We start from the raw sequence: 25,265 nt of genomic DNA on the forward strand, positions 1-25,265 counted from the left end.
TAAAGTTTTCACTTGCAATCATCTCTAAGTGTGTTGTTTGTCTCTCTAACTCTGCTTCTACTATATCAAATATCTCTTTATCTGCTTCTTTTAATCTTGCTTCTGTTATATAGCTCATTGTTTTACCTCTTTAAGAAATTTTTTAGAAAGTATATCAAAAAGAAAAACTTAGCACAATCCAAATATTGCTAAAGTAAATATTTTATAAAAATAAAAACATTACTGCACCAATAGTAAGGTTTGTAGGTTCTTCTCCTAAGGCAATTAAAGAGTTTTCTACATTATCAATCATTTGTGTTAGTATAATTTCAAAAGTAAAGTTTGATGGGTCAAGTAAACTTTCTTTTTCTTCTTTTATATATTTTAGGTTTTCAATATCTAAATAAGTAATTTGATGATTATTATTTATTTTTCTTTCTAATTCCACTTGCCAATTATTTTGCCAAGTCAAAAATAAATATTCATTATTTGTGTCTCTATCTACCTTTATTTTCCATCTTAAAACTTGTAAGTTTTTATGAAGTTTATGTAATTTTTCTTTACTATATTGAAGTGCTGTAAATCTATGTCCATCTTGGATATCATAAGCATTATATATTGAATAGTATAAACCAAGAATTAAATAATCATTTCTTGAAGAAATAGCTTCCTTTGAAAAAGCAAGATTTAAATAATCTTTATACTCTTTTAAAGTAGTATTTTCATGTTTTAGAAATAAAGACTTTTCAGAATTTTTAATTAATGTAGTTATTTTTTTTTCTAGGTTCTTGTCGTAGGCTTTTGGATTTCTTTTATTAAGCTTATTTTTAAAGCTCAATAAAAGTTTTTGTAATCTTTTATAATCATATTTTATAATATTTGCTGCATTTGATTGAAAAACTGACTTAACATCATTTTGTTTTGGAATACAAGCACTTAAAAAAAATATTATAAATATAAGTAAGAAAATATTTTTAAAATTCACCTATGACCTTTTTAAAGGCTATTAAGAAATAGCCTTTAATTCATTTTCAATTTTTTCTAGTTTTGTTTTTGCATCTTCTAATGCTTGTTTGTTTTCAGCAACTACAGCTTCAGGAGCATTTGCAACAAACTTTTCATTTGAAAGCATACCATTTAATTTATTTACTTCTTTTTCTACTTTTTCTTTTTGTTTTGTCAATTTATCAATAATAGGACTCATATCAATTTCATCTGTTGGTAAATAAACCTCTAAATTATCTGATACATCAGTAATAGAGTTCTCTACTTTTGAAGTAACAAACTCAATATCTTCAACTTTTGCTAATTTTTGTATAAATGGTTTTGCTAAGTTTGTATCAATTTGTGAATCTAGTTTTATATAAGCTTTAGCTATTTTTGAGTTACCCATATCTATAACAACTTTAGCCCGTCTAAGCGCAGTAATTGCTTCTTCAATAATTGCAAACATATTTTCAATTTCTTCATCTTTTTTTACTTCTTTTGGAAAGTTTGTAATCATTAAAGATGAGTCTCCGTTTTCTAAAGAAGTTCCTGATAATTTGTGATATAAGTAGTCTGAGATAAATGGCATAAAAGGTGATACCATTTTAAGAGTCTCTTTAAAAATTGCTCCTAACTCTACAATTGAGTTTTTATCTGCTTTTGAGTATTCAATCCCCCAATCACAAAACTCTGTCCAAACAAATCTGTATAAAACAGAAGCTGCTTCATTAAATTTATAAGAGTCTAAAGAGTTTCTTACTTCTTCAACTGCATGGGCTAATCTACTTTGCATATATTTACCTAAAGCAGTTTTTATTTCAATATCTTTTAAATCAGGGAAAGTATCTACATTTAAACTTAAGAAATTAGCAGCATTATAAAGTTTATTTGTAAAGTTTCTAAATTGCTCTAAATTTTTTGCACCTAATTTAATATCTCTTCCTTGAACTGCTAAATAGGCTAAAGTAAATCTAATAATATCTGCACTGTGTTCTTCAACCATATCAAGAGGGTCTATTACATTTCCTTTTGATTTAGACATTTTAGCCCCATGTTCATCTCTTACTAAAGCATGCATATAAATGTCTTTAAATGGTAACTCTCCTTGGAAATGTTCACCCATCATCATCATTCTAGCTACCCAGAAGAACATAATATCAAAACCAGTAATTAGTAATGAATTTGGATAAAAGTCTTTTAAGTCATTTTCATTAAAAGTATTTTCCATCTTTCCATTGTTTCCCCAACCAAGAGGTGAAAATGCCCATAAAGCAGAAGAGAACCATGTATCTAATACATCAGGGTCTTGAGTATAGTTTTTACTTGCACAGTGAGGACAAGCTTCTGGTTCATCTGCTTTATCTGCCCATTGATGGCCACAGTCATCACAAGTAAATACAGGAATTCTATGCCCCCACCATAATTGTCTTGAAATACACCAGTCTCTTAATTCATCCATCCAAGCTCTATATGAGTTTAGCCAATGACTTGGGTGGAATTTTGCTTCACCTGCGTAAGTTTTTTCAATACTTTTTTTAGCTACTTCACTTCTAACAAACCATTGTTTAGAAATGTATGGTTCAACAATGTTTTTACATCTATAACAGTGTCCAACTTGATGATTATGGTCTTCAATTTTAACAATAAAGCCTTCTTCTTGAAGTTTATTTACAATTGCTTCTCTAGCTGTAAGTCTTTCTAATCCTGCAAACTCTCCACAATAGTCATTTAAAATACCTTCTTCATCAAAACAAGTAATAAATTCTAAATCGTGCCTTTTCCCAACTTCATAGTCATTTTGGTCATGGGCAGGAGTAACTTTTACAACACCAGTTCCAAACTCCATATCAACATGCTCATCTGTAATAATTTTAATTTTTCTATCTGTAAGTGGTAAAACAACTTCTTTACCTACAATGTCTTTATATCTTTCATCATTAGGGTGAACCATAATAGCAGTATCACCAAAATATGTTTCAGGTCTAGTTGTAGCAACTGTTACATATCCAGAACCATCAGCAAAATGATAATTCATATGATAAAATTTACCATTAACTTCTTCATGTTCAACTTCAATATCTGATAGAGCACCATCATGAGTACACCAGTTAACCATATAATTGTTTTGTACAATCATACCTTCATTGTATAGATGAACAAAAGCTTCTTTTACAGCTTCTTTAAGACCTTCATCCATTGTAAAACGTTCTCTTGACCAAGCAGGAGTAACACCTAGTTTTCTCATTTGGTGTACAATTGTTCCACCTGAAAATTCTTTCCATTTCCATACTCTATCTAAGAAAGCTTCTCTTCCTATTTCTTCTTTTGTAGTACCTTCTGCTAAGATTTGTTTTTCTACAACATTTTGAGTAGCTATACCTGCATGGTCAGTTCCAGGTTGCCATAAAGTTTTATAGCCATCCATTCTTTTATATCTAGTAATAATATCTTGAAGTGTGAAAGTTAAAGCATGTCCAATATGTAAAGAACCAGTTACATTTGGAGGTGGCATCATAATTGCAAAGTTTTTGTCTTTTTCTTGTATTTGCTTATTGCCATCTATTTCAAAATAGCCTCTTTCTTCCCAGATTTTATAATATTTATCTTCTATAATTGATGGTTCATATTTTTCGCTCATTTAATTTCCTAATGTGTAGTCTTTTATTAAATATACGCGATTATATCGAAACTATTCTTGAAATTAGTAAAATTGTCAATATTTATTTAATTAAAAATACTTATGTTCTTCTTTTTGAATACTTAACAAGTTTAAAGGTTCTACTTTAGAAACTCTTTTTTCTTCTAATAAGAAATTTATTATTTGATTTAATTTTAAAATATTTTTTTCTATTTGTTTAAGATAATTTAGTAAAGTACTTTTATGTTCTTTATTCTTTTTTAAAGTTTTATTTAACTCATTTTTTGTTTGTATTTCTCTTATTTTCTCATTTTTTAGTACTTCTTTTACAACATTAATATTAAGTTGAGATGCTTTCATACTTTTTTCTAAGTTTTTTAGTGAATAGGGGTTATTTGAGTTAAACATGATATTTTGCCTTATTATTTTGATAAGTATTATCATAACTGAAAAATATCACATTTATGTCACGTGTTTAAGTTTAGATTAATTATTCTACTTCTTTTTTTACGAGTCCTGCCTCTTTTAAGAAAGGTGAATGAACAAAGTCCATTTTTTTTATTTTGTCATATTTTGCATAACTTAAATATAATACATCCTTTGCTCTTGTTACAGCTACATAAAATAATCTTCTTTCTTCTTCTAAGCTTCCACCTTTACTCATTAGTTTTCTGTTTGGAAATCTTCCATCCATCAAATCAATTACAAAAACCTCTTTAAACTCTAAACCTTTACTTGCATGAACAGATAAAAGATTTACTCCATCTCCTTCACTCATCTCTCCTCCTCCAAGTATCATTGAGTTTACAAATTTTGATAAATCTTGAAAGTTTCTAGCAAGGTTTTTTAAAAGCATTGCTTTTCTATTTATTTTTGCATTAGCTTTTGTTTTTTGTATCATATTCACAGTACCGTCTTTTTGTGTAGCTCTTTTGGTAGCTAAAAAATCTTTTAGTCTAGAGTACATCATTGAAGAAGTAACTGTTGTAATTAAAGACTCAGGAACTTTTGTTCTTCTTATTTGTTTTACAAGTAAGTAAAAATCATAAATATATTTTGCTCCATCAACTGTTAGTTTTGGATGCTTTAAAATTGGATTAGATAAAAATGCTTCCTCAAAACCACAATCTTTAAACTTAGAAACTGAACCTAGTTCAATAAAATCATCAAATAGCCCAAGCTGAATATTTTTTACTTTATTTGACTGGTAAGGATTTTTTATATCTTGATTTGGGGTATATAGGCCTTTAAATAAATCTCCATCACCAAGTTTAACTAAGGCATCAAAAATATCTTTAGCAATAGCTTTCCCTATGCCTTTACCATGTTCTAGTACATGAATAAAAGCCATCATATCATTGTGTGATAGTTGCATAACTAAAATATCAAGTACAAATTTAACTTCAACAGAATCAAAAAATGACATTCCACCTTTTCTTTTAGCTGGAATGCCATATTCTCTTAAATTTGCTTCAATTCCATCTGCACTAGAGTTATTTCTAAATATAATTGCAATATCACTATGTGCTGTTGAACTTTGAGATATTTTTTCTGAGATATGATGATATTGTGAAAATAATTCTGTAAACTCTAAAAGCTTTGGAGGAATAGAAACATCTGTTCTCATAACTTGTAATTGTTTTTCATAGATTCTTTCATTATGTTCAATTACTTTTGTAGCCAAATCTAAAATAGGTTTACTAGAACGATAGTTTTTTCTTAATGTATAAACATTTGAACCTTCATATCTTGAGTCAAAAGTTGAAATTATCCCTATATCTGAACCATTAAAGGCATATATACTTTGGTCATAATCTCCTACACAAAAAAGAGATTTAGGTTTAAAAGCATCAAGTAATCTTCCTTGTAAAGGGTTTGTATCTTGATATTCATCAACTAATATTTCTTTAAAATTAAATTCTTCTTCTTTTAACGTATCAAGCATAATAGTAAGTAAGTCATCAAAGTTTGCATAACCATATTTTGTTTTTAGTTCATTAAACTCTAAAACAACATCATCATAAATTGCTGTATATATTTCATGGTCAGGGTTTTTATTTTTTATCCATTCCTCAAACCCTTCCCCTTCATTTGAGTTAAGGTATAGTGAGTACATATCATAAAGATATCCACCATCATATGGGTTAACTCCATCTTCTCTTTCATAAAAAACTCTTTTTTCATAAAGTGACTTAAAAAGTGTTTTTAATTCATTTGGTTGTTTTAGTTTAATATTTTTATTTAATTGTTTTAAAAGTTTATATGAAACAGAATGGAAAGTTCCAGCCATAATGCTACTTGCAATATCTTTTCCAAAAAATTTAGCAACTCTTTGAACCATTTCAGCAGCAGCTTTATTTGTAAATGTTAATAATAAAATTTCATTTGGTTTTATACCAGTGTTAATTAAGTTTGCAATTCTTCCAACAATAGTTGAAGTTTTTCCTGTTCCTGCACTTGCAATAATAAGGTTAAATCCTTGTTTACAGGTTGCAGCTTCAAGTTGTTCTTTATTTAAATTAGATAGGGGCATTTATTTAATATTCTTTTGTAGTATTTTCATTTGGCGAATATTAGCATAATGATTCTTATTTTTTGAGCAAAAAAAAAGCCCCTTTGAAAAGGAGCTTTTTTTACACACAAGGAAACAAAATTTGGAAAACTTTAAAATAATTCGCAATTTTAAAATATGTTAAGAAGATTTCGCGCTTCTTCTTAATCCATATGAAAATTATAATAGACGAGAATTAACTGAAATAAAATAAAAAGTTAATGATTAGTTAATATATACGGTATTTATCTAATAATTTCATATAAATAATTAATTAATATATAATATGATAATATTCAAAAAAATAGGAGTTTTTTGTGAGTAAGTTTTTAAAAAAAAATAGAAAAAGTTTATTTAATATTGCTTTAATATTTATAGCTATTTTTTTTGGAGAAGATATTTTAAGAAGTCTTCCTTCAGATATATTTCAACTCCCAATTATTATTGGATTAACGGTCTATGTAATATATACTATTAGAAAGTGGAGAAGAAAAAGTAAAGAATCATTTGAAGCAAAGTCTATAGCACTTCATAAAAATAGAAATGATTTTATGAAAAAAAACAATAGAGAAATTTGGTTTTTTAATTCTTATAGAGGAATTGCTTTTAATAATGAAACAAAAAAATTTGAATTTCTTGATGTAGAAAAATGTGAAGAACAAGATACCAGTGATGAGGAATCTAGTGAAGGTTTTTCAACTCATTATAAAAAAGATTTTTTTACGAAGAATAAAGCAACCTTTTATCCTATTAAAGAAATTAGTTTTAATGACACTTATATAACAACACCTACTTCGACAAAAAAAGCTTTTGGTTCACAATACCACCAAAGCAAAACATCTACAATAAATAATATTATTATTGTCTTAGAAAACAATACAAAAGTTAATTTTGAAAATGATTATTTTATAAGTGAACAATGGGAGTATGTTGGAAGTAGAAATAAAGAAATACTTAAAACTTTTTTAAATATTAATACCGAAGGAAAAGAATTCCCAAATTTTAAATCTTTTTATGAATATTATGGTTTTAAAGGTTTAAGAAATTCTTAATTACCTTATTACCTTTTTTTACAGTTATATTTTAAGTCTTTCCATTCTTTCTTTATAACTGTTTTTATAAAACTCCTTTGCTTTACTACTTAAAAAGGATTTATTAATTAATTCTTCAACTTGTGGATATGAATCTTTTATTAGTTGTATTATTTTGTCAAATCTAATTTTTGGTAAATCAATATATTTTGCAAAAGTTTCAAAATCATCATATGTATAATAACCATAAGCTTTATAAGTAGAGGTATAATCCTCTAATAATTCTAATGCCATATCTCCATATTTTTCATTGATATGAAATCTTGTATTTAGCAAATCATAATTAGGTGTCAAAAAATATTCATTTGAATTAGCTTTACTATATAATGAAAAGTTTTTTAAATGAGCATCACTATTACAGATTAAATAGTTTAATATAATTCTTTTAAAAAAATCTTCAATTGCCACTATATTTGAGCTTACATGTTTTTTTATCATTTTTGCACAATCAAGATAGTTACAAGCATCATATTTATAATTTTCTCCGTGAGTTGATGGACTTACTTCTAAAATACCTGCAAAATCTTCTTGGTCATATTTCAATTTTTCATCATCATAATCAAATCTTTTTGTAAGATAAGCCAATTCTCCATCACTAAATTTTATTAAAGCACAAGAGGCAGTTGGTATTTTAAATATATTTTTTGAAATTAACATTGATAAATGTTCATTAGCGACAATATCTTTTTCATTTTCAATTTGACCAACACCCTTAGTAATTGGTTTAAGAATATATTTTCCATTTATTGCAGTAGGAGTTAAATCTTTTTTTTCAAAAGCTAAAGAAATTTTATCTTGTACTCCAGAAATTGACATTCTTGGTGATAGTTCTGCTCTTTTTTTAGTAAATTCTACTTTATCAAAGTTTAAAGGGTTTGGAGTTATACCGTTGAAAAGTTCTCTAATACATTTTGTGCAATAATTATTTTTTAGTTTTTTATCTGTTGCTAAGCAAGCTAAACATATTTTTTCTTCCATTTTATAGCTCTTCTTTTTCTATAGTAATCGAACCTATTGTATTTTCTTTTGTTGTTAATAAAAGTCGTGAAAAGTCATCACTTTTATCAATTCTAAGTTCTTTGCATTGAATATCTTTTAATTTACCTTCTGATAATAGATTATAAAAAAAAGGAAATAAGTGCTTTGACTTAAATTCTTCTTCTTGTAAAGGAAATGTAAGGCTAATTGGTTTTGCCTTTTGGCTTTGCAAATATTCTTTAATATAAATGAAACTATACTCTTTTTCACTAAACTTTGTGAGTAGTCCTGCAAGAATATTGTTTCTAAACACTTTAGCTCTTTGCATTATTTACTCTTCACTTCTATATTTATTTCCATTCCTAATACATCTAATAACTTTTCAAGTGTTTTAATAGTTGGGTTAGACTTCCCATTTTCTATATCTGAAATTGAAACATAATTTACACCTGAGTAATCTTGTAAATCTTTTAATTCTAGATTTAATTGTTTTCTTCTATTTCTTATTGTTTTACCTATTTTTTTAATAGTGAGTTCCATTGTTTACCTTAAATAGTAATTATTATTTAGTATATAAGTTAAAATTAGTTTATATTACTAATATAAAGCTTAATATAAACTTTTTAATTAGTATAAAAGCTAAACAAATTGTTTTTTCTTTTAGATTTGGTTTGGAGTAGATTAATATTTAGTATATATACTAAATTTATATGCTTATTTTGTAATAAATTCAAATTATTAGAGATTTAATTGGAAGTTTTTTAAGGTGGCAAGAATTAAAAGATTCTCGCCTTTTTTATAGCATGATATAAAAAATTACTCTGTAACAGATACAGTTACAGGAGTTGATTCCCATATACCATGCTTAGTACAGTAACCATGTGCAACTAAGTTTAATTTCTTAGAAGTAGGGATAATAGTAAAAGTTGTAGTATTATGAGCTTTAACATTTCCTAATGTTCCAGGAACATATGAAGCTTTTGCTAGTTGAGTTTCTCCATTAAATAATGTTACAGATTCAATATAGTGATCAAAATCATCTGGGTGAGTATATTCATTTCCCATTTTAACAGTTACTTCAAAAGGCTCACCTTTTTTAGCAGTTTCATCACAGTGAATAAACGGTGAGTGTCTATCTATTAAATCTTTTTTTGCTTCTCTTTCTACAGTGTCAATATCAACATATTTGTTAATCTTTGGCATTTGTTCTCCTTATAATATAATGGGCGTATTATACAAAAAAATAATTAAAATAGAAAGCAAGTACAATTATGCTATTATTTCGCCTATGAATAAAGAAGATTTTTTTATAAAACAGTTTGTTAATGATACAAAACTTATTGGTGATGATGGTGCAGTTATAGGTAAATGGGTTTATAGCAATGATGCTTTTTTTGAAAATGTTCATTTTAAAAAAGAGTGGATGAGTTTAAAGCAAATAGCCCAAAAAGCAATGCTAGTAAATATTTCAGATGCAATTGCAATGAATGCAAAACCTAAGTATGCACTTTTAACTGTAGCTATTCCAAAAAAGTACTCACAAAAAGATTTAAAAGAGTTAGCAAAAGGTTTTAAAAAAGTAGCCAAACAATTTGGTATTGAAATAATTGGTGGTGATACAATCTCAAATATAAAACTAGATATTTCAGTAACAATTATTTCTAAAACAAAAAAGCCAATTTTAAGAAGTGGAATAAAAAAAGAGGATTTACTTTGTTATACAGGAACTTTAGGAACTTCAAAAAGAGATTTAGAAAAACTCTTTTCAGGAAAAAAAGTCTCTAAAAAGTCTAAGTTTTTAAAGCCAAAACTTCATGGAGAGTTCTTTTATAAGATTGCAAAGTATGTAAGTGCCTCAATGGATATTTCAGATGGTCTATTTTTTGAGCTTGAAAGAATGTCAAAGCAAAGTAAGGTTGGATTTGAGTTTTTTGAAAAAATTGACAAAGAAGTAGGTTGTTCAGGGGAAGAGTATGAGTTACTTTTCTCATTTGATAAAAAATATAAAGAAAAAATAGAAAAGTTAGCAAAAAAATATGATGTTCCATTAACAATATTTGCAAAAGCCATAAAAGGTAAATATTCTTGTGAATGTGTTAATCATCATTTTAAAGATTAGATAATAAGGAAAATATATTGCAAGAGTTACAAAGGTATTTAAACCATTCAAAAATAGATGTTGTATTTAAACAAAATAAAGATGATTTTGTAGTAACAGAAGTACCTCTTTATGAGTTTAGTGGAGAAGGTGAACACTTAATTGTAAAGTTTAGAAAAAAAGATTTAACAACATGGGATGCAGTTAGAATATTTTCAGAACATTTAGGGTGTAAAGGAAGAGATATAGGCTATGCAGGATTAAAAGATAAAAATGCAATGACAGTACAACATATATCTATTCCAAAGCAGTTTGAAGAGAAGTTAAATAGCTTTAATCATGAACAAATAAAAGTTTTAGATGTAACAAGGCATAACAATAAAATAAGAGTAGGGCATTTAAAAGGAAATAAATTCTTTATTAGATTAAAAAGAGTAAATCTAGTTGATGCTAAAAAGATTGAACAAGCAGTACAAAGTATTGCAACTTTTGGTATGCCAAACTATTTTGGATTTCAAAGATTTGGAATAGAGGGTGATAACTACAAAAAAGGTGAAGCAATAGTAAAAGGTGAATTAAAAGAGAAAAATAGAAAACTAAAACAGATGTTTGTTAATTCTTATCAAAGTTATCTTTTCAACAACTGGCTTTCAAAAAGAATAGAAGTTTCAAAACTTGTTGACTCTTTTAAAGCTGAAGAGATTTATGAAAAACTTGAGTTACCAATAGATATTGTTAAGGATATGAAAAAACAAGAACATCCTTTCAAACTTATTCCTGGTGATTTAATGAGTCATTATCCTTATGGAAAGATTTTTCATATTGAAAACTTAAGTGAAGAGGCAGAAAAATTCTTTGCAAGAGATAGAGTGGCAACAGGACTTCTTTGTGGGAAAAGAGTTAAAAAAGCAGATGGCTTAGCACAAAATATTGAAAAAGATTTTGATGTTGAAATCAAAGAAGATGGGGCAAGAAGATTTGCATGGATTTTCCCTGAAGAGATTGAAACAAACTTTAAAGAAGAAAAAAATTGGATGGAATTACAATTTACCCTTCCTAAAGGTTCATATGCAACAGAGTTTGTTGCTGAGGTAATTCATTAAAAATATTATAAATGTAATAGTTTATAATAAAATTATTAGATAAAATAAGTTAAACTTAAGTACTTTTAAAAAAGGCTTAAGTATGACATATGAAGATTTAATTAAAGAATTATGTGATGTAATAAAAGAATCAGAGCATAATGCAATTTCTATTTATGAAAATCTGGAGAGTATGGATAGCATAATCTCTGATTTAAATATCCCTTTACACCAATCAAAAAAGATTCAAGGACTAATATCTAGTTCTTTTGGACTTTTGCAACATCAGGATTTACATAGACAAAAAATTGAAAGAGTTGTAAATTATGTTTGTGAAAGAAATAATATTGATTCAAGCCAGTATAATATTGCTTCTTCTGCTAAAAATATTTCTGCAAATGAATCATCAGATATAGTTTCTGATGATGAATTGGAAGAATTAATAAAAAGTATGCAAAATACAAATTAAAATAAAAGACTTTTAAGTCTTTTATTTTTTACACGCATCTTTTTTTAGTTTATTTAAAGTTCCAAATACTCTTAATGATTCTATTTCTACAGCTTTAGCTTTTTCATTTAATATCTCATTATCAGCTTTATTTGCATTTGCATTTATAAGTTCCTGAAGTTTTTGTTTTAAACTAGCAATTAAATTTTTAAGTTCATCTATTGTTTCATTACAACTATTTGGATTAATTTGTGTATATGTTTCAATCCATTCCAAAATTGAGTTACAACCTTTTGTCTCCCAAGTTTTATATGAACCTAGTTTTGAATAAACGTCATCTTTTAATCCAAGAACATTAACTTTTAATTTTGCAGTATCATAAACTAAATCTACATTACATACTTCTTCCCTTGATTCTTCAAGGAAGCTAGCTCTTGAAGCTGCTGTTACTAAAGAGTCTGACATATGGGCTATATTTGTAGACATTTTAGAAATTTGTTCTGCAATTTGTGCATTTTGTTGAGTTGCTTGATCAAGTAAATTAACTGCATCATTAATTTGAACAATACCAGCTTCTTGCTCTTTTGAAGCTGTTGCAACTTGCTCAATTTTTTCGAGTGTAAATTTAATATTTTCATTTAACTCTTCATATCCATTGATCATATTATCAGAAATTTCTTTACCACTATTTGTTTTTTCTGTAGCTTTTTCAACTAAAGCTTTTATTTCTTTAGCCGCTTCAGCAGATCTATTTGCTAAATTTCTTACTTCTCCTGCAACAACAGCAAAACCTTTTCCAGCTTCTCCTGCAGTTGCTGCTTCAACAGCTGCATTTAAAGAAAGTATATTTGTTTGGAAAGCTATTTGGTCAATTACTTCAATTGCTTCATTAATTGAGCTTACTTGAGAATTTATATCATTCATTGCAACAGCTGTTTCATTTGCTAAATTATGTCCATTTTTTGCAGATGTTGTAACATAACTTGCTAGGTCTGACATCTCTCTTGATGCTTCAGTATTACCTTTTATATTTGCAGTAATTTGTTCTAAAGCAGCAGCTGTTTCTTCTAATGATGCTGCTTGCTGATTTGAAGAGGTTGAAAGTTTATTAGATGCGTTTGACAAGGTATGAGTATTTTCTTTTAAAGAATCACCTGTATTCATTATCATAGCTAAAATCTCAGACGTATTATTTCCAACAAGTTTAATTCCTGCTGCTAAAGAGCCTAAGTCCCCGTATATTCCTTTGTCATTGATTTTATAATCAAATTTTGATTCAGAATAATTTTTTAAAGTGTCATTAATTCTATCAAGAGTTTCTTTTGTATGATTAATCATTGTATTAAGTTTATTTTTTAAATCTTCAACATATGGATTTGCTGCTGTAGATTGAACTTGATAAACAAAAAAACCATTTCCTGTTTTTTCTAAAATATCATTGGCTTCTTCAATTACAATTTCATCTTTTTTCAATCCTTCTCTTACTTTATCCATATATGAGTTAAATAGTCCTGCAACTTCTCCAATTTCATCTTTAGAATTTACATTTAGTTTTATACTAGGGTCATTTGATTTAAGTAAGTTTCGGAATCCTTCTTTTAGTGTAGAAATAGGTTTTGTAGCTCTTTTTACAATAATAAAAATTAGAGCAATTGTAACCCAGCCAAATAGTGTAGACATTGTTAATATTTCAATTAAAAGTGATCCAATTTTATCATCAGAAGCATCTAATGAAAAAGTTAAGTCCATTATCCCTATTACATCACCTTTTTGTTGGTTAGCATGACACATTAAACATTCTTGTGTAGCAATCATAGGTTTTATCATCCTTAATGCATGGCCGTTTTCATCATTAGTTTCAAGTAGTTGATTTTGTTTTGTTTCAAAAGATTTCAAAATATCAGGATCTTTTGTAAATTTAGCTCCAGGAGAATACATATCTATAAGAGGTTGACTTTTTGCAATTACTAGTTTTTTTACGCCATTAATTGTTCTTGCTTCATCTTCTGCTTTTTTTATTTGGGCAGGATCTCCTGTATTCATAGCATTTCTTAAACTTTGGAACATCGCAGTGTTCAACATATCTAAATTTTGTTTTGTCGTAGCAATGGAGTCTGACCTAACTTGTTCTGTAGTAAAATATGTTACAATAAGACTTGATAAAGACATTAAGACAAATAAAGAAATTATTATTTTGTTACTTATTTTTTTTGTAATTAAATCAAACATAGTCACACCCTTAATATTAAGCTTTTTTATTATATAATGAATATTATTTATTATATATAAAAAGTAAGATTAAATTTAGAAATTTGAAAGAAAAAGATGATTGTAGGCATAGAAGGTATTATTGAAAAAAAAGAACCAACTTTTTTAAATATTAATGTAAATGGTCTCATTTACGAAATTTTTGTCTCTGTTAATTGTAGCTCAAAAATCACTGAAAGTAAAGTAAAACTTCATACAACATATATTATTCGAGAGGATTCTCAAACCCTTTATGGATTTTTAGATCCAAATGAGAAAAAACTTTTTGATACAGTTATTAAAATAAATGGAGTAGGACCTAAAGTAGCCTTGGCTATTTGTTCTACTTTTACTCCAAACTCTTTTGCACAAATTGTAAATGAAAATGATGTATCTATGTTAAAAAGAGTACCAGGGATTGGACCAAAAGGAGCAAGTAGAATTCTAGTAGAACTTTCAGGTTTTATTGTAGATGATGGAAATGATTCAGACTCCTCTTCAAATAGTTCACTAGAAGCTGCACTTGCTTTAGAATCTTTAGGTTTTAAAAAAGATATAATTTCAAAAGTACTTAGGTCTTGTACTGCAACGAATACTAGTGATTTAGTAAAACAAGCATTAAAATTATTACAAAAATAAAAAAGCCTTTTTGATTGTAGGCATTCAAAGGAGTATTAGTGAAAATAGGAATAGTTTTTGGTGGGAAGTCATATGAGCATGAAATATCAATTGTTTCAGCTATCGCTATGAAAGATGTTTTAAAAGAAGAATTGGTTTATATTTTTTGTGATACGAATAGAGATTTTTATCATATTCCTAATGATAAAATTAAATCAAAATTGTTTAGTAGCGGTGAATATAAAAAATGTGATATTTTGAATTTTTCAAAAAATGGTTTTTCAAAAAAAGCAATATTTGCTTCAAAAGCTTTTGAAGTTGATGTTATTTTAAATATAACTCATGGTGCCGATGGAGAAGATGGTTTTTTTGCTTCTTTATTTGAATTTGCAAATATACCTTACATTGGTCCTAGAAAAGCAGCTTGTAGTGTAAGTTTTAACAAGTTTCTAACTAAAGGTTATGCTAAAAGTGTAGGTATAAAAGCAGTTGATTATAAGTATTATACTAAAAATGATAAAGTAGAACTTCAAGATTTCCCTGTGATTATTAAACCAATTACTTTAGGAAGTTCTATTGGTGTGTCAATTGTAAAATCACAAGATGAGTTAGAATATGCTTTAGATGTAGCTTTTGAATTTGATGAAGCAGTTATTATTGAACCCTTTATTGCTGGAATTAAAGAATATAATTTAGCAGGAGCAAAAATAAATGGTGAATTTGTTTTCTCAATTATTGAGGAACCACAAAAAGCAGAATTTTTAGATTTTGATAAAAAATATTTAGATTTTGCAAGAACTTCAGCTGCATTAGAAGCAGATATTACAGAGGAATTAAAGACAAAAATAAAAGACTCTTTTAAAGCAATTTATAATAATACTTTTGAAGGTTCTTTGATAAGATGTGATTTTTTTGTTCAAAATAATGAAGTATATTTAAATGAAATAAATCCAGTTCCTGGTTCTATGGCGAACTATTTATTTGAAGATTTTAATTCAATATTAATTTCACTAGCTAAATCTTTACCAAAACAAAAAGATATTAAGATATCATATGAATATGTAAATAAAATACAAGCATCAAAAGGTAAATAAAATTGGCTTTAAAAAGCATAGAGGTTTTAGATAAAAAATTTAATATTTCTTATGAAATTGTAAATCCAACTGAAAAAAAGGATATAGTTATTCTTCATGGCTGGGGTTCAAATAAAGAGATTATGAAACAAGCATTTGGTAATCTTTTGCAAGACTTTAGACATATATATGTAGATATGCCAGGTTTTGGAAAAAGCTCAAATGACTATGTTTTAACTACAAAAGATTATTCACTTATCGTAAAGAAGTTTTTGGAAGTTTTAAATACAAATGTTATAGCAATTGTAGGACACTCTTTTGGTGGTAAAGTTGCAACTTTAATAAACCCAGATAATCTTATACTTCTTAGTTCTGCTGGAATTTTAGAAAAGAAAAGTATGAAAACCAAAATCAAAATATTTTTTGCTAAACTTTTAAATACTTTTGGATTATCAAAATTAACAAAAGTATTTAGAAGTGATGATGTACAAAAAATGAGTGAAAATATGTATGAGACTTTTAAAAATGTAGTAAATGAAGATTTTTCATTTATATTTGAGTCTTATGAAAAAAAAGCAATTATTTTTTGGGGTAAATCTGATTTGGCTACAACTCTTACCTCTGGAGAAAAAATTCATAAACTTATAAAAAATAGTAGTTTTGAGGTTTATGAAGGTGATCATTATTTCTTTTTAAAACATAAAAAAGATATTTGTAAAAAAATTGAAAATGGAATCAAATAATGGAAATACTAGAATACTTTTATATATTTACACATGTAATATTAATTATGTCTCTTGGATGGTATTTAATTACAAATTTACAATGGTATAATTATAAATTAGAAAGAGTAGTTTTAAAACATCATAAATGGCAATGGCATATTACATATTTTGCTGCACCTATTGTATTGTTTCACCTTTTACCTGATTTATATTTCTCTATATATTTTTATATCATATATATGACTAGTTTTGTTTTATGGAATAAGAGATTAGATAAACCTTTAGTTTTAACATCAAGAGTTAAGAGGTTTTTAGCAATTTTACTTTTTATAACTTTTGCACTTCATTTACTTTGTATTTTAAGTGAGTCATGCCATGCAACAGCTATTTTCGTTCCTATTATTTTAACTTTAGCAATTACATATTTAATGGAAAAAATGTTTTTTATCTCTTTTAAACATAAAGGAAAAGAAAGGTTAGAAACTATTCCTCAGCTTAGAACAATAGCTATTACTGCTTCATATGGAAAAACTTCAATTAAGAATTATTTATATCATGTTTTAAAAAGAAAATATAAAGTCTATAAAACACCAAGATCTGTAAATACAATTGCAGGAATTGTACTTGATGTAAATAAAGATTTACCCCTTGATACTCAAATATATATTGCAGAAGCTGGAGCTAGACAAGAGGGAGATATTGAAGAAATTACTATGTATTTAGAACCTCAATATTGTATTTTAGGAAGTGTTGGTGAACAGCATATTGAATATTTTAAAACTATAGAAAATATTATTCATACGAAAATGGAAATATTAAAATCTCCAAAAATGGAAAGAGGATTTGTTCATGAATCAGTTCCTTTAAAAAAAGAGTATGAAAAAATCACTAGATTTCCAGATAATTTAAATGTGACAATGTCAAATCTAGATGGTATTTGGTTTGATATCTTAATTGATGGGGAACAACAACATTTCCATGCTCCAGTACTTGGAAGTTTTAATGCAATAAATTTAACAGCTGTTATTTTAGTAGCTTATGAATTAGGAATGAGTTTAGATGAAATAAAACTAGCTTTAAAAGATTTACCACAAGTAGAACATAGACTTCAAAAAATTGAAGCAGGTGGGAAAATTATAATAGATGATAGTTTTAATGGCAATTTAGAAGGTATGTTAGAAGCAGTCAATATTTGTTCTAAATATGAAGGAAGAAAAGTAATTGTAACTCCAGGACTTGTAGAATCAACTTCTCAAGCAAATATTTTATTAGCAAAAGAAATAAATGAAAAATTTGATTTAGTGATTATTACAGGAGATTTAAACTCTCATTTATTAAGTTCAAATATTGAAGAAGAAAAAGTATTTACTTTAAAAGATAAATCAAAGTTACAAGAAACTTTAGCAGCAGTTACAAAAGAGGGAGATTTAATCCTCTTTGCAAATGATGCACCAAATTTTATTTAGGGAATAAAATGGAACATTTATATGCACCTTGGCGATATGCTTATGTTAGTGAAGAAAAAATTGAAGGTTGTGTATTTTGTCATATATCAAATAATTTAAATGAAGAAAAATATCAAGTTCTTTTTTATGATGAATTATGTTATGTAGTAATGAATAAATTTCCTTATTCTCCTGGACATATAATGGTAATTCCCCATTTTCATACTGATAAGATAGAAGATTTAGATGAAGAAACTTGGATAAGAGTTTCAATAAGAATAAAACAAGCAGTAAAGATGTTAAAAGAAGTTATGCCTTGTGAAGGTGTAAATATTGGTATGAATTTAGGAAAAGCAGCAGGTGCAGGAATTGAACAACATGTACATTATCATGCTCTTCCTAGATGGATAGGAGATACAAATTTCATCTCAACTGTTGGTGAAACAAGAGTTTATCCAGCTCAGTTTGATGAAATATTTCAAAAATTGAAAAATAGTGCTTCTAAATATTTTATATAAATAGAGTTTTTGATGTTTTTAAAAAAGAAAGAGTGTCAAATAGCAAAACTTGGAGAAGAAGTTTTAAGACAAGAAGCAAAAGAAGTAAAAGATTTAAACTCAAAAGAAATTAAATCACTCATAAAAAAAATGCTTCATTGTGTAAAGTTAAGTAGGGGAGTTGGTCTTGCTGCTCCTCAAATTTTTGAAAGTTATCAAATTCTTATTATCTCTTCCCATCCAAATGATAGGTATCCAAATGCACCTTTATTAGAAAATGAAATCCTAATAAACCCCAAAATTTTAAATAAATCTGAAACTTTAGAGAAAGGTTGGGAAGGTTGTTTAAGTATTCCAGGAATTCGTGCCCTTGTTCCAAGATATAAAACGATTGAAGTAGAATATACAAAAATTGATGGAAGTAAAATACAAATTATTTATGAAGATTTTCTTGCAAGAATTTTTCAACATGAATATGATCATCTAATAGGGAAAGTTTTCTTAGATAGAGTCGAAACAAATAGTGATATTATTTCTGAAGATATATATTTTAAAAAGATAAAGTAGAAAGAGTTTTATTCTTCTACTTTATCTTCCTTATGTTCATTAATTAAATTTTGTATTTTTTCATAGATTTCTTCTGCTTGAGCATCTTCAAGTTTATTTTCATCTATAGCTAAAAGAATATTTTGTAGCTCTACTAAAAAAGACTCCATATCTCTAACTTCTTCTAGTGTTTCTTCAGTATGTTCTTTGTTTTCAATAGTTTTATGTAAATCCTCAATGTAGCTTTCTACTTCTGGTATCATTGTATTTTTAATTGTTGAATATAGTTCTTTTTTTATTTCAGACATAGGTTTCCTTTTATTTTTGTGGATTATATCTAAATAAATTTTAGTAAACCTAGAAAAGAAAGTAATACTAACTTTAATCTTTTAAACTATATATAAAAGTTTTTCTATTTTACATAATATTAGAGTATGATAATTTAAATTATTTTATTTTTTACTTTGTGAAGGATATATTGTGAAAAGAGATATAGTTATTATTGGTGGTGGAGTTGTAGGACTTATGTGTGCTTACAATCTTTTTAAACAAGGAAGACAAGTAACTTTAATAGATGAACATACTATAGAAGATTCAACTTCTTTTGGTAATGCAGGACTTTTATCAGCTTTTGATAAAACCCCATTAAGTTATCCAGGGATTGTTACAAATACATTAAAACTTATGATAAAAGGACAGTCTCCAGTAATTTTTCATCCAACTCTAGATTTAAAACTTTATAAATGGTTATATCAATTTGTACAAAGTGCAAATGAAACAAGAACTAAAAAAACAATGATGCTTTTTGAAAAATATGGACAAATCTCGATAGACATATATAAAGACTTGGTTTATAATGTTGGTATAGATTTTGATTTTCATCATAAAGGGATGCTTTCTGTTTTTACTCAAAAAAATACATATGAAGATAAATTAGAAAAATATAATTATATTGATGAAAATAGATTTGAAATTTTTAATAAAGAAAAAATAAAAGAGTATTTACCTTTTTCTAATAATAAAATCAAAGGTGCGATTTTATTTAAAAAAAATGCACATATTGACCCTGGAAAACTAATGTTAGGTTTAAAAAAATATTTGCAAGATTCTGGAGTTGAATTTATTTTAAATGAAAAGATTGTAGATATAAAATATGATAATAAAAAAATAAAAAGTGTTTCTTCAAAAAATACTGAATATAAAGCAGATACTTTTATTATGTCTACAGGTTATAAAACTTCATTAGCTAGGAAATTAAATAAAAACTTAATCTTAACTCCTGCAAAAGGCTATAGTATAACCTTTTCTATGCCAAAAGAATTAAAACCAAAAACATCAACTCTCTTTAATGATTTATTTATAGTTATGACACCAAGGTTTAATGATGTAAGATTGACTTCTAAATTAGAATTAGGAAGTAATAATAAAGAAGTAGTTAAAAAACAAATTGAAAGTATTAAAAAAAATTTCAAGGAATATAGTATTCCTTTTGAAATGAAAAATGAAAAGCTTTGGTCAGGATTTAGACCTTTAACTCCAAATGATATACCATTAATAGGAAGAGATGAAACTTACTCAAATTTAGTCTATGCAATGGGACTTGGCTGGTTAGGAATGACTTTTTCACCAGCAGTAGGGAAAACAATAAGTGATTTAATAGTAAAAAATCAATCTAACTCAAAGAATGATGATATTTTATTATTCTCAGGTTTTTATCAATAAATAATACCTTTTTAATACTATATTTGATTATACTTCTTTTATAGGAGTATAATCATGAATCCAAATAATATAAATATAATGTATGTAGAAGATGATGAATTTGTAAATAATACAATTAGTGATTTGCTTAAAAAATTAAACTATAATGTTTTTAATTTTTATAATGGAATAGATGCTTTTGAATATTTTAAAGATAATAGAATTGATATTGTTATCTCTGATATACACATGCCAAAAATGAATGGTATTGAGTTAATAAAAAAAATTAAATCCATTAATTTTAAGACACCAGTTATTTTTACAACAGCAATGAATGATGAAAAATATTTATTAGATTCAATTTCTCTAAAAATTGATAGATATATGAAAAAACCAATTGATTGTAAAGATTTAAAAGAAAATATTGATGAAGTACTTTTACCTTTTATTTTAGAAGAAGAAAATAGAAAAAAAGATGAACTGATTAAACAACAATCAAAAGATATATTAATAGCAAAAACAGTATCAATGATTTCACATCAATGGAAACAACCTTTATCTAAAATTGGAACTATCACAAGTAAGTTAAGAATATATTCCCAATTAAATAAATTAACACAAGAAAGGCTTTTTGAAAGTCTTGAAAAAATAGATAATGAAAATAAATATCTATCTTCAACAATCAATAAGTTTAATTCAATATTAGAAAAAAAGCTTAGTGAGGAGTTTTCTTTATTAAACTTATTAAATGACTTAAAAAATAGTGATTATATATTAGATTTAGAAAAAGATATAATAATTAAAAGTAACTATGAAGAGTTTAAAGAAATATTTAAAAATATAATTAATAATAGTTATGAACAATTTGAAAATCGAAAAATAGAAAAACCAAAAATTTCAATATTAAGTTATTCTGATAATGAGTTCTTAAATATAAAGATAATAGATAATGCAGGTGGAATAGATACTAATATTTTAGAAAAAGTTTTTGATTTATACTATTCAGACGAATCATTAAATACTAAAGGTCTAGGATTATTTCTTACAAAATTTAGTTTGACTCTTTTAGTAAATGCTCAAATAACATTAGAAAATATTAAATATAATAATGAAAAAGGAGTTTGTGTTAAAATAAGAATTCCAAATAATTATATAAAAGAATTTTAATTAGCTAGCTTTGAAATACATTATACAAGCAAGTGCCATGAAAAATATACCTAGTAATATAAGGTTAGTAGCTTTCTCTTTTTTTATAATAGAATCTTCAACTTCAAATATTGCAAAAGATTTAAGTGTACCATTGTCAACATAGTTTATAAACTTATAACCTCTTTTTAAATACTTTTTTTTGACTTTTCTTAACTCTTTTTCTCTTTGTTCTTTTGAAAATCCACCAATAACAATTTGTTTTTTCATATAACCTCTATTTTTTTTTCTAATTATATAATATTTTCTTTTTATTTTCTCTGTGCAAATAAGTACACAAATTTAAAAAAAGTTATTTGTTTCCTTTTTATAAGGAAATAAAATAGATAAAAAAAACTTGAAAAGCCCATAATACTTGACATTTAACAAAAAAAAAGTTATAATCCGCGTCCATAAAAATGGTTAGAGTGCCTTTTTTGGTATATCTAACGAGTTCTTTAAAGGAAAATACATGGAAAAAATTAGATTAAAGCTTAAGGCTTATGATCATAGAGTTTTAGACAGAAGTGTTGCTTCAATTGTTGAAGCTGTTAAAAGAACTGGTGCTGAGTTAAGAGGTCCTATTCCTCTTCCAACGAAGATCAGAAAATACACTGTTCTTAAAGGTCCTCACGTAAATAAGGATTCAAGAGAGCAATTCGAAATCAGAGTACACTCAAGAATGATTGATATCATTGCAGCAACTCCTGATACTGTAGATTCATTAATGAAACTTGACTTAGCTCCAGAAGTTGATGTTGAAGTTAGATCAATGGGTCAAGAATAATAAAGAAAGGGTAATAAATGGAATTTATCGTAGAAAAAATCGGTATGAGTAGAACTGTTTCAGTTCCTGCAACACCAGTTACACTTTTAAAAGTTCTTGATACTAAAGTATGTGACGTTAATGAAGGTGTAGCACTTGTTTCATATAGCAAAGGGAAGAAATTCAACAAAGCTATTGAAGGTCAACAAAAAAAATATGGTTTAAGCAAAGAGTTTAATAGATTTGCAACAATTAATGTAGCAAATACTGAAGCTGGTGACTTAGATGTTTCTGGATTATCTGAAGCTGCTGTTTTAAAAACAACTTTTAAAACAAAAGGTAGAGGTTTTCAAGGTGGAGTTAAAAGATGGAACTTCGCTGGTGGTAGAGCATCACACGGACACAGAATGGGTAGAAGAACAGGTTCTATCGGTAATGCAGAGTGGCCAGGTAGAGTTCAACCAGGTAAGAAAATGCCAGGACAATACGGAAATACAAATGTAACTGTTAAAAATGAAGTTGTTTCGTTTGACGCAGAAACTGGTATATTAGTTGTAAAAGGTTCAGTATCTGGACCAAATGGTGGATTAGGAAAAGTAAGGATTGCTAAATGAGTAACGCAGTTGCAGTAAAGACAAACGAGTTACCAGAGTCTTTCAAAGATATTAACTCACACAATTTATATTTATATGTTAAATCTTACTTAGCAGCACAAAGAGCAAACACTGCTAGAGTTAAGAATAGAACTGAGGTAAGCGGTGGTGGTAAAAAGCCAAAAGCTCAAAAAGGTTCTGGTGGAGCTAGATGGGGTTCAAAAAGATCACCATTATTCGTTGGTGGGGGTCAAGTATTTGGACCTACTAAGAGAAACTACAACCAAAAAATCAATAAGAAGCAAAAAGCTTTAGCATTAAATTATGCTATTAACGCTCATGCTGAAAATGGTTCTTTATTTGTAGCTGATTCTATTAAAATTGAGTCAGGTAAAACTAAAGATGCGGTTTCAATCCTTAATGAATTAAATCAAAGAGATACAGTAATAATCGTTGATTCAATTGATGAAAAAACATATTTAGCGTTTAGAAACGTTAAAAACTGTTATATGATTGAAAAACAAGAAATTAATGCATATTTAATTTCTGCATATCACTCAGTACTTATTGAAAAATCAGTACTTGAATCATTAACAAAAGAGGCGTAAGATGGCAGATATTACAGATATTAAAGCAATATTATATACAGAAAAAACAATCGAGCTTCAAGAAAATGGTGTAATCGTTGTTCAAACTAGTCCAAGAATGACTAAAAACGGTTTAAAAGAAGTTTTTAAAGAGTATTTTGGAGTAACTCCAGCAAAAGTTAACTCTTTAAGACAAGATGGTAAAGTTAAAAGATTTAGAGGAAGACCTGGAAAAAGAGCTGACTTTAAAAAATTCTATGTAACATTACCAGAGGGCGCTGAAATAGCGAACCTATCAGCTTAAGGAGTATAGATAATGGCATTAAAAAAATTTAGACCAATAACTCCTGCAAGAAGATTCATGTCTGTAATGGATACTTCTGATATTACTTCAAAACCAACAGTTAAATCTTTACTTAAAAGAGTAAAAGCTACAGCTGGTAGAAATAATAACGGTAGAATCACTTCAAGACATAAAGAAGCAGGTGCTAAAAAACTATATAGAATTATTGATTTCAAAAGAGACAAATTTGGTGTTGAGGGAACTGTATCAACTATTGAGTACGACCCATATAGAAACTGTAGAATTTGTTTAGTAACTTATGCTGATGGTGAAAAAAGATATATTATTCAACCATCTGGATTAAAAGTAGGTGCAAAAGTTCAGGCTGCTGAATCTGGATTAGATATTGTTATTGGAAATGCAATGAGACTTCAAAGTATTCCAGTAGGTACTATGGTTCATAATATTGAATTAAAACCTGGTAAAGGTGGGCAAATTGCAAGATCTGCTGGTGGTTATGCTCAAATTATGGGTAGAGAAGGTAAATATGTTATCTTAAGATTACCATCTGGTGAAATGAGAAAAATTCTTGGTGTTTGTATTGCAACAATTGGTGTTGTTGGAAATGAAGATTTCATTAATATGGTAGTAGGTAAAGCTGGTAGAACTAGACATCTTGGTATTAGACCTCAAACAAGAGGTTCTGCAATGAACCCTATTGATCACCCTCATGGTGGTGGTGAAGGTAAAACTAATTCAGGTAGACATCCAGTTACTCCATGGGGTATGCCAACTAAAGGTTATAAAACTAGAAAGAAAAAAGCTAGTGATAAATTAATCATTTCAAGAAGAAAGAAGTAAGGGTTTAAGATGGCAAGATCAATAAAAAAAGGACCATTTGTAGACGCACACTTAATGAAAAAAGTTATCAAAGCAAATGAAGCAAATGATAGAAAACCAATTAAAACTTGGTCTAGAAGATCAATGGTATTACCAGATATGATTGGTTTAACTTTTAATGTGCACAATGGTAGAAACTTTGTACCAGTAAATATTACAGAAAACCATGTTGGTTACAAATTAGGTGAATTTGCACCAACAAGAACATTTAAAGGGCACAAAGGTTCTGTGCAGAAGAAGGTGTAAT

Annotated in this window: 30 protein-coding genes; 18 read left to right on the forward strand and 12 right to left on the reverse strand. The window is 27.3% G+C overall.

The window, feature by feature from the left end:
• The 5 genes from CP965_RS09730 to CP965_RS09750 form a co-directional block, all read right to left on the reverse strand.
• Window positions 1-118: hypothetical protein (locus tag CP965_RS09730; RefSeq protein ID WP_164971014.1), on the reverse strand; the 118-nt coding region annotated here is incomplete at its 3' end.
• A gap of 84 nt (window positions 119-202) precedes the next feature.
• Window positions 203-964 (reverse strand): hypothetical protein, encoded by a 762-nt coding sequence (locus CP965_RS09735; protein ID WP_129061921.1) that lies wholly within the window; start codon window positions 962-964, stop codon window positions 203-205.
• Between the two features lie 21 nt (window positions 965-985).
• The gene (locus CP965_RS09740; RefSeq protein WP_129061922.1) at window positions 986-3,604 is read right to left on the reverse strand and encodes a valine--tRNA ligase; all 2,619 of its coding nucleotides are present in this window, start codon (window positions 3,602-3,604) and stop codon (window positions 986-988) included.
• A gap of 90 nt (window positions 3,605-3,694) precedes the next feature.
• Window positions 3,695-4,012, reverse strand: a complete 318-nt coding sequence (locus CP965_RS09745) for a hypothetical protein (protein ID WP_129061923.1) — start codon at window positions 4,010-4,012, stop codon at window positions 3,695-3,697.
• An 82-nt stretch (window positions 4,013-4,094) separates the two neighbouring features.
• The gene (locus CP965_RS09750) at window positions 4,095-6,137 is read right to left on the reverse strand and encodes an ATP-dependent helicase (RefSeq protein ID WP_129061924.1); all 2,043 of its coding nucleotides are present in this window, start codon (window positions 6,135-6,137) and stop codon (window positions 4,095-4,097) included.
• Between the two features lie 335 nt (window positions 6,138-6,472).
• On the opposite strand from CP965_RS09750, the gene CP965_RS09755 reads away from it, so the two are divergent.
• A complete protein-coding gene (locus CP965_RS09755; RefSeq protein ID WP_129061925.1) occupies window positions 6,473-7,207 on the forward strand; it encodes a hypothetical protein in 735 nt (244 codons plus the stop codon).
• Between the two features lie 24 nt (window positions 7,208-7,231).
• Here CP965_RS09755 and CP965_RS09760 read toward each other — a convergent pair whose 3' ends face one another.
• The 4 genes from CP965_RS09760 to CP965_RS09775 all read right to left on the reverse strand — a co-directional run bounded on the left by CP965_RS09760 (window position 7,232) and on the right by CP965_RS09775 (window position 9,427).
• On the reverse strand, window positions 7,232-8,224 hold the full coding sequence (locus CP965_RS09760) for a type II toxin-antitoxin system HipA family toxin (RefSeq protein ID WP_129061926.1): 993 nt from the start codon (window positions 8,222-8,224) through the stop codon (window positions 7,232-7,234).
• 1 nt (window position 8,225) lies between these two features.
• The gene (locus CP965_RS09765; RefSeq protein ID WP_129061927.1) at window positions 8,226-8,552 is read right to left on the reverse strand and encodes a HipA N-terminal domain-containing protein; all 327 of its coding nucleotides are present in this window, start codon (window positions 8,550-8,552) and stop codon (window positions 8,226-8,228) included.
• Window positions 8,552-8,764, reverse strand: a complete 213-nt coding sequence (locus CP965_RS09770) for a helix-turn-helix domain-containing protein (protein ID WP_129061928.1) — start codon at window positions 8,762-8,764, stop codon at window positions 8,552-8,554. The genes CP965_RS09765 and CP965_RS09770 overlap by 1 nt, the downstream gene beginning before the upstream one ends.
• Window positions 8,765-9,040: 276 nt before the next feature.
• A complete protein-coding gene (locus CP965_RS09775; RefSeq protein ID WP_129061929.1) occupies window positions 9,041-9,427 on the reverse strand; it encodes a class II SORL domain-containing protein in 387 nt (128 codons plus the stop codon).
• A gap of 85 nt (window positions 9,428-9,512) precedes the next feature.
• Here CP965_RS09775 and CP965_RS09780 point away from each other — a divergent pair, with 85 nt between their 5' ends.
• The 3 genes from CP965_RS09780 to CP965_RS09790 all read left to right on the forward strand — a co-directional run bounded on the left by CP965_RS09780 (window position 9,513) and on the right by CP965_RS09790 (window position 11,873).
• Window positions 9,513-10,343 (forward strand): thiamine-phosphate kinase, encoded by an 831-nt coding sequence (locus CP965_RS09780; RefSeq protein ID WP_129061930.1) that lies wholly within the window; start codon window positions 9,513-9,515, stop codon window positions 10,341-10,343.
• Between the two features lie 17 nt (window positions 10,344-10,360).
• Entirely contained in the window at window positions 10,361-11,425 is a 1,065-nt protein-coding gene (gene truD / locus CP965_RS09785) for a tRNA pseudouridine(13) synthase TruD (RefSeq protein WP_129061931.1), read from the forward strand.
• Window positions 11,426-11,507: 82 nt separating this feature from the next.
• Window positions 11,508-11,873, forward strand: coding sequence for a hypothetical protein (locus tag CP965_RS09790; RefSeq protein ID WP_129061932.1), 366 nt, complete (start codon window positions 11,508-11,510; stop codon window positions 11,871-11,873).
• A gap of 21 nt (window positions 11,874-11,894) precedes the next feature.
• Here CP965_RS09790 and CP965_RS09795 read toward each other — a convergent pair whose 3' ends face one another.
• Entirely contained in the window at window positions 11,895-14,081 is a 2,187-nt protein-coding gene (locus CP965_RS09795) for a methyl-accepting chemotaxis protein (protein ID WP_129061933.1), read from the reverse strand.
• Between the two features lie 96 nt (window positions 14,082-14,177).
• On the opposite strand from CP965_RS09795, the gene ruvA reads away from it, so the two are divergent.
• From ruvA to def, 6 genes are read left to right on the forward strand one after another with little or no spacing between them, the layout of a single operon-like run.
• Window positions 14,178-14,738 carry a Holliday junction branch migration protein RuvA gene (gene ruvA / locus CP965_RS09800; protein WP_129061934.1) on the forward strand — a complete coding sequence of 187 codons (561 nt, stop codon included), beginning with the start codon at window positions 14,178-14,180 and terminating at the stop codon, window positions 14,736-14,738.
• Between the two features lie 38 nt (window positions 14,739-14,776).
• Complete coding sequence (locus CP965_RS09805; protein WP_129061935.1) at window positions 14,777-15,811, forward strand: D-alanine--D-alanine ligase; 1,035 nt, start codon at window positions 14,777-14,779, stop codon at window positions 15,809-15,811.
• Window positions 15,812-15,813: 2 nt separating this feature from the next.
• Entirely contained in the window at window positions 15,814-16,533 is a 720-nt protein-coding gene (locus CP965_RS09810) for an alpha/beta fold hydrolase (protein WP_129061936.1), read from the forward strand.
• A complete protein-coding gene (locus CP965_RS09815; protein ID WP_129061937.1) occupies window positions 16,533-17,981 on the forward strand; it encodes a Mur ligase family protein in 1,449 nt (482 codons plus the stop codon). The genes CP965_RS09810 and CP965_RS09815 overlap by 1 nt, the downstream gene beginning before the upstream one ends.
• Before the next feature lie 8 nt (window positions 17,982-17,989).
• Window positions 17,990-18,478 (forward strand): HIT family protein, encoded by a 489-nt coding sequence (locus CP965_RS09820; protein ID WP_129061938.1) that lies wholly within the window; start codon window positions 17,990-17,992, stop codon window positions 18,476-18,478.
• Window positions 18,479-18,490: 12 nt separating this feature from the next.
• Window positions 18,491-19,024 (forward strand): peptide deformylase, encoded by a 534-nt coding sequence (gene def, locus CP965_RS09825; protein WP_129061939.1) that lies wholly within the window; start codon window positions 18,491-18,493, stop codon window positions 19,022-19,024.
• 8 nt (window positions 19,025-19,032) lie between these two features.
• Here def and CP965_RS09830 read toward each other — a convergent pair whose 3' ends face one another.
• Complete coding sequence (locus tag CP965_RS09830) at window positions 19,033-19,311, reverse strand: hypothetical protein (RefSeq protein WP_129061940.1); 279 nt, start codon at window positions 19,309-19,311, stop codon at window positions 19,033-19,035.
• A gap of 172 nt (window positions 19,312-19,483) precedes the next feature.
• Here CP965_RS09830 and CP965_RS09835 point away from each other — a divergent pair, with 172 nt between their 5' ends.
• Together CP965_RS09835 and CP965_RS09840 are read left to right on the forward strand one after the other, a co-directional pair.
• Complete coding sequence (locus tag CP965_RS09835; RefSeq protein ID WP_129061941.1) at window positions 19,484-20,725, forward strand: NAD(P)/FAD-dependent oxidoreductase; 1,242 nt, start codon at window positions 19,484-19,486, stop codon at window positions 20,723-20,725.
• A gap of 54 nt (window positions 20,726-20,779) precedes the next feature.
• Window positions 20,780-21,871: an ATP-binding response regulator gene (locus CP965_RS09840; protein ID WP_129061942.1), complete on the forward strand. Its 1,092-nt coding sequence runs from the start codon at window positions 20,780-20,782 to the stop codon at window positions 21,869-21,871.
• On the opposite strand, the gene CP965_RS09845 is transcribed toward CP965_RS09840, so the two are convergent.
• Window positions 21,872-22,120 carry a hypothetical protein gene (locus CP965_RS09845; protein ID WP_129061943.1) on the reverse strand — a complete coding sequence of 83 codons (249 nt, stop codon included), beginning with the start codon at window positions 22,118-22,120 and terminating at the stop codon, window positions 21,872-21,874.
• A 241-nt stretch (window positions 22,121-22,361) separates the two neighbouring features.
• Here CP965_RS09845 and rpsJ point away from each other — a divergent pair, with 241 nt between their 5' ends.
• Genes rpsJ through rpsS form a run of 6 tightly spaced genes read left to right on the forward strand, consistent with a single transcriptional unit; the run spans window position 22,362 to window position 25,264 of the window.
• A complete protein-coding gene (gene rpsJ / locus CP965_RS09850) occupies window positions 22,362-22,676 on the forward strand; it encodes a 30S ribosomal protein S10 (RefSeq protein WP_114838549.1) in 315 nt (104 codons plus the stop codon).
• Between the two features lie 17 nt (window positions 22,677-22,693).
• Window positions 22,694-23,269: a 50S ribosomal protein L3 gene (gene rplC / locus CP965_RS09855; RefSeq protein ID WP_129061944.1), complete on the forward strand. Its 576-nt coding sequence runs from the start codon at window positions 22,694-22,696 to the stop codon at window positions 23,267-23,269.
• Entirely contained in the window at window positions 23,266-23,856 is a 591-nt protein-coding gene (gene rplD / locus CP965_RS09860; RefSeq protein ID WP_129061945.1) for a 50S ribosomal protein L4, read from the forward strand. The genes rplC and rplD overlap by 4 nt, the downstream gene beginning before the upstream one ends.
• Before the next feature lies 1 nt (window position 23,857).
• Window positions 23,858-24,139 (forward strand): 50S ribosomal protein L23, encoded by a 282-nt coding sequence (locus tag CP965_RS09865; RefSeq protein WP_129061946.1) that lies wholly within the window; start codon window positions 23,858-23,860, stop codon window positions 24,137-24,139.
• A gap of 12 nt (window positions 24,140-24,151) precedes the next feature.
• On the forward strand, window positions 24,152-24,979 hold the full coding sequence (gene rplB, locus CP965_RS09870; RefSeq protein WP_129061947.1) for a 50S ribosomal protein L2: 828 nt from the start codon (window positions 24,152-24,154) through the stop codon (window positions 24,977-24,979).
• Window positions 24,980-24,988: 9 nt separating this feature from the next.
• Complete coding sequence (gene rpsS / locus CP965_RS09875; protein WP_129061948.1) at window positions 24,989-25,264, forward strand: 30S ribosomal protein S19; 276 nt, start codon at window positions 24,989-24,991, stop codon at window positions 25,262-25,264.
• Window position 25,265 lies beyond the last annotated feature (1 nt).

Source organism: Halarcobacter mediterraneus, from assembly GCF_004116625.1.
Lineage (GTDB): Bacteria > Campylobacterota > Campylobacteria > Campylobacterales > Arcobacteraceae > Halarcobacter > Halarcobacter mediterraneus.

What these genes read in the sequence shown, in the direction of transcription:
- CP965_RS09740 (WP_129061922.1), bottom strand. Translation starts at nt 3,604, where the DNA reads ATGAGCGAAAAATATGAACCATCAATTATAGAAGATAAATATTATAAA.
- CP965_RS09745 (WP_129061923.1), bottom strand. Translation starts at nt 4,012, where the DNA reads ATGTTTAACTCAAATAACCCCTATTCACTAAAAAACTTAGAAAAAAGT.
- CP965_RS09750 (WP_129061924.1), bottom strand. Translation starts at nt 6,137, where the DNA reads ATGCCCCTATCTAATTTAAATAAAGAACAACTTGAAGCTGCAACCTGT.
- CP965_RS09760 (WP_129061926.1), bottom strand. Translation starts at nt 8,224, where the DNA reads ATGGAAGAAAAAATATGTTTAGCTTGCTTAGCAACAGATAAAAAACTA.
- CP965_RS09765 (WP_129061927.1), bottom strand. Translation starts at nt 8,552, where the DNA reads ATGCAAAGAGCTAAAGTGTTTAGAAACAATATTCTTGCAGGACTACTC.
- CP965_RS09770 (WP_129061928.1), bottom strand. Translation starts at nt 8,764, where the DNA reads ATGGAACTCACTATTAAAAAAATAGGTAAAACAATAAGAAATAGAAGA.
- CP965_RS09775 (WP_129061929.1), bottom strand. Translation starts at nt 9,427, where the DNA reads ATGCCAAAGATTAACAAATATGTTGATATTGACACTGTAGAAAGAGAA.
- CP965_RS09780 (WP_129061930.1), top strand. Translation starts at nt 9,513, where the DNA reads ATGAATAAAGAAGATTTTTTTATAAAACAGTTTGTTAATGATACAAAA.
- CP965_RS09790 (WP_129061932.1), top strand. Translation starts at nt 11,508, where the DNA reads ATGACATATGAAGATTTAATTAAAGAATTATGTGATGTAATAAAAGAA.
- CP965_RS09795 (WP_129061933.1), bottom strand. Translation starts at nt 14,081, where the DNA reads ATGTTTGATTTAATTACAAAAAAAATAAGTAACAAAATAATAATTTCT.
- ruvA (WP_129061934.1), top strand. Translation starts at nt 14,178, where the DNA reads ATGATTGTAGGCATAGAAGGTATTATTGAAAAAAAAGAACCAACTTTT.
- CP965_RS09815 (WP_129061937.1), top strand. Translation starts at nt 16,533, where the DNA reads ATGGAAATACTAGAATACTTTTATATATTTACACATGTAATATTAATT.
- CP965_RS09820 (WP_129061938.1), top strand. Translation starts at nt 17,990, where the DNA reads ATGGAACATTTATATGCACCTTGGCGATATGCTTATGTTAGTGAAGAA.
- def (WP_129061939.1), top strand. Translation starts at nt 18,491, where the DNA reads ATGTTTTTAAAAAAGAAAGAGTGTCAAATAGCAAAACTTGGAGAAGAA.
- CP965_RS09830 (WP_129061940.1), bottom strand. Translation starts at nt 19,311, where the DNA reads ATGTCTGAAATAAAAAAAGAACTATATTCAACAATTAAAAATACAATG.
- CP965_RS09840 (WP_129061942.1), top strand. Translation starts at nt 20,780, where the DNA reads ATGAATCCAAATAATATAAATATAATGTATGTAGAAGATGATGAATTT.
- CP965_RS09845 (WP_129061943.1), bottom strand. Translation starts at nt 22,120, where the DNA reads ATGAAAAAACAAATTGTTATTGGTGGATTTTCAAAAGAACAAAGAGAA.
- rpsJ (WP_114838549.1), top strand. Translation starts at nt 22,362, where the DNA reads ATGGAAAAAATTAGATTAAAGCTTAAGGCTTATGATCATAGAGTTTTA.
- rplC (WP_129061944.1), top strand. Translation starts at nt 22,694, where the DNA reads ATGGAATTTATCGTAGAAAAAATCGGTATGAGTAGAACTGTTTCAGTT.
- rplD (WP_129061945.1), top strand. Translation starts at nt 23,266, where the DNA reads ATGAGTAACGCAGTTGCAGTAAAGACAAACGAGTTACCAGAGTCTTTC.
- CP965_RS09865 (WP_129061946.1), top strand. Translation starts at nt 23,858, where the DNA reads ATGGCAGATATTACAGATATTAAAGCAATATTATATACAGAAAAAACA.
- rplB (WP_129061947.1), top strand. Translation starts at nt 24,152, where the DNA reads ATGGCATTAAAAAAATTTAGACCAATAACTCCTGCAAGAAGATTCATG.
- rpsS (WP_129061948.1), top strand. Translation starts at nt 24,989, where the DNA reads ATGGCAAGATCAATAAAAAAAGGACCATTTGTAGACGCACACTTAATG.